Origin of the sequence: Pseudomonas meliae, assembly GCF_001400515.1 — a bacterium.
Lineage (GTDB): Bacteria > Pseudomonadota > Gammaproteobacteria > Pseudomonadales > Pseudomonadaceae > Aquipseudomonas > Aquipseudomonas amygdali.
This window is the reverse complement of sequence record NZ_LJQT01000158.1, coordinates 16,367-18,893: the sequence shown is the minus strand read 5'-3', so window position 1 is coordinate 18,893 and position 2,527 is coordinate 16,367. Positions and strand designations below refer to the sequence as shown.

Below are 2,527 nucleotides of genomic sequence, written 5' to 3'. Positions count from 1 at the left end.
TGCTCGGAGCTTCCTTAAGCCGTCCAGTGTCGCATGGCTCGTTTTCCATCTGCGACTAATGTCGGAAATAACTTACACAACAGCTCGCCTGATAACGCCGGTTTCATCGCCTATATCCAACACCCTCCACCACGACTATTTAACGAATTTGAAAAAGGCTATTTTCTAACTGAAAAAAAGGTGCATCATTTGCGGGCTACTGAGTTATAACTATCCTCTGTCTGCGCAATGACAAGCCGCAAAGGCCATGTTTCAGCATAGAAACCGCAGGTACAGGGCAGCATCGAGTGAGCGAATCGGCCAATCAGTTTTGTCTCATCGCTTTATAGGGCTGACAACAGCCATTACATTGTTGGAGTGTATTACTTGTCCAGACTTGCCGAGTTTCGAGCAGCAGAGAAAGCCCTTCAAGAACAGCTTGCACAGCTGGAATCCTTGAAGAATGACGCCGGGTTGAAGAAGGAAATCGAGTTCGAGCAAAAGCTCCAGGACCTGATGGGCACCTACGGCAAAAACCTGCGTGACATCATCGCAATCCTTGATCCTTCAAGCGCCACGTCGCTGGTCGCACCCGCCGGACCAAAGCGTCGTCGTGCACGCGTGGTCAAGGTTTACCAGAACCCCCACACCGGTGAGCTGATTGAAACCAAGGGTGGTAACCACCGCGGTCTCAAAGCGTGGAAAGAGCAGTACGGTGTAGACACTGTTGATTCGTGGCTTCGCGCCTGATTAAAACTTTGTCAATTGAAGCCCTGCACTTGCAGGGCTTTTTTTATCTACCCGTACGTCAACTGAGCGCCTGCACACTGCATCTGCCTGATCAAACGCCCATACACAGTTGACTGTCTGCCCGCCGCTGACATTCATATACATGATTAAGTGAACTGCTCGGTACATGTACTTCCAGCACGTCAGGTATTAATACCGTTGAAATAATGACGCCAATAAAAATTCATCGATTATTCGATTCAGCGCACAGTTACAAACCTGAACAGTTGCTGAAATGTGTAGAGTAATTGTTCAGTTTATTCGGTCTAATGAGCGATAAGAGAATTTGTTACTGCGTGCTTCGCCGGATCGAAAATCGGCGGATGGCCGACACCGCGCAGCTTCACACTTTTTTCACATGGATTCTCGGATGATGAAGACCGCTAAAGGAATAGCGCCCCATGCCCGCCTCGGCNNATCGGGCTTCTTTTTGTCTGCGAAAAAGCAGGTATCACTGCGCATCGTCCAGACGCAAACTCTCGCGGATACGCAACGCCTCTTCCTTGTTGGCCGTGTACCCATCTGCCGATCCCGCGTAGGAAAGCGACCAGGCCATCTCTTTACTGGCAGCCGCTACCAGTGTCTGGGTCAATACATGTACGCCGTTCTGGGTGATCGTGCAGGTGGTTTCCAGTGCAGGCACGACGCTGAGCCGGCTCTCACGCACATGCGTGCAGACGCTCTGCAGGCCGCTGCGGGCAAAATTGACCTGAACCGACTTGCGCATCTCCAGCAGTACACCCGGGACATTAACCTCATGCCCGGGCGTCAGGCGTGTCTGAGTCAGCTCCATGACCATCAGCGGGTTTCCACTTTGATCGTTTTTCACCGCGCGCTGTCTGACTTGCACGGACGGTTGCACGGGCTTGCCCGACTCGGTCGGCAGCGACTCTACCTCCCAGCCTGCGGGCCAGATGATCATTGCGTCGGCGGCGTGAGTCTGTGCGGCGCCCAGCAGCAGGAACAGGCACAGACCTGGCAAGGAGCATCGGTATTGCGAAAGGATCATGGTCAGGCCGCCAGAACAGTTGACCGGAAATTCTGAGCCTGTTGCCGGCATCGAGCAAGACCGAAGCGACGTTATCCGAACGAAGGTTTGGCACTGCCCGCCCTGCCCCGTATCATTTGGCATTATTTGTACATTCTGTTGGAGATACATTGATGAGCTTGCACGAACTCAACACACTACCGGGCGTTACGGCCGACCCTGAAGCGGCTACTCGGCAGTTTGTGTTCAACCACACCATGCTGCGCGTCAAGGACATCACCAAATCGCTGGATTTCTACACCCGCGTGCTCGGCTTCAGCCTGGTTGAAAAGCGTGATTTCCCGGAAGCCGAATTCAGCCTCTACTTCCTCGCACTGGTGGATAAGGCGCAGATCCCGGAAGACGACAAAGCCCGCAACGAGTGGATGAAATCGATCCCCGGCATTCTCGAGCTGACCCACAATCACGGTACCGAGAGCGATGCGACAGCTTCGTACCACAACGGCAACAGCGACCCGCGTGGCTTTGGTCACATTTGTGTCTCGGTACCAGACGTGAAGGTTGCCTGCGAGCGATTCGAGACGTTGGGCGTCGACTTTCAAAAGCGTCTGTCCGATGGCCGCATGAACAGCCTGGCATTCATCAAGGACCCGGATGGCTACTGGGTAGAGATTATCCAGCCAACCCCGCTCTGAGGCCTTGGTTGCCCTGAGTGATTGCTCCCGCTCGGGAACGATCACCCAGACAACAAAAAGCCCCGTGATCGCTCAC

General features: G+C 53.7%; 3 protein-coding genes. 2 read left to right on the top strand and 1 reads right to left on the bottom strand.

What is annotated here, in order from left to right:
- The first annotated feature begins 366 nt into the window (after positions 1-366).
- Complete coding sequence (locus ALO64_RS07125; protein WP_044344908.1) at positions 367-729, top strand: histone-like nucleoid-structuring protein, MvaT/MvaU family; 363 nt, start codon at positions 367-369, stop codon at positions 727-729.
- Between the two features lie 490 nt (positions 730-1,219).
- Here the strand turns inward: ALO64_RS07125 and ALO64_RS07120 are convergent, their stop codons facing one another.
- Entirely contained in the window at positions 1,220-1,828 is a 609-nt protein-coding gene (locus tag ALO64_RS07120; RefSeq protein ID WP_044320639.1) for a DUF4946 domain-containing protein, read from the bottom strand.
- A 101-nt stretch (positions 1,829-1,929) separates the two neighbouring features.
- Between ALO64_RS07120 and gloA the strand changes: the two genes are divergently transcribed.
- Positions 1,930-2,451, top strand: a complete 522-nt coding sequence (gloA, locus tag ALO64_RS07115; RefSeq protein ID WP_002553300.1) for a lactoylglutathione lyase — start codon at positions 1,930-1,932, stop codon at positions 2,449-2,451.
- Positions 2,452-2,527: the final 76 nt, after the last annotated feature.

Excerpts from the sequence above, each read along its gene's own strand:
- gloA (WP_002553300.1), top strand. The coding sequence starts at position 1,930 with ATGAGCTTGCACGAACTCAACACACTACCGGGCGTTACGGCCGACCCT.
- ALO64_RS07120 (WP_044320639.1), bottom strand. The coding sequence starts at position 1,828 with ATGCCGGCAACAGGCTCAGAATTTCCGGTCAACTGTTCTGGCGGCCTG.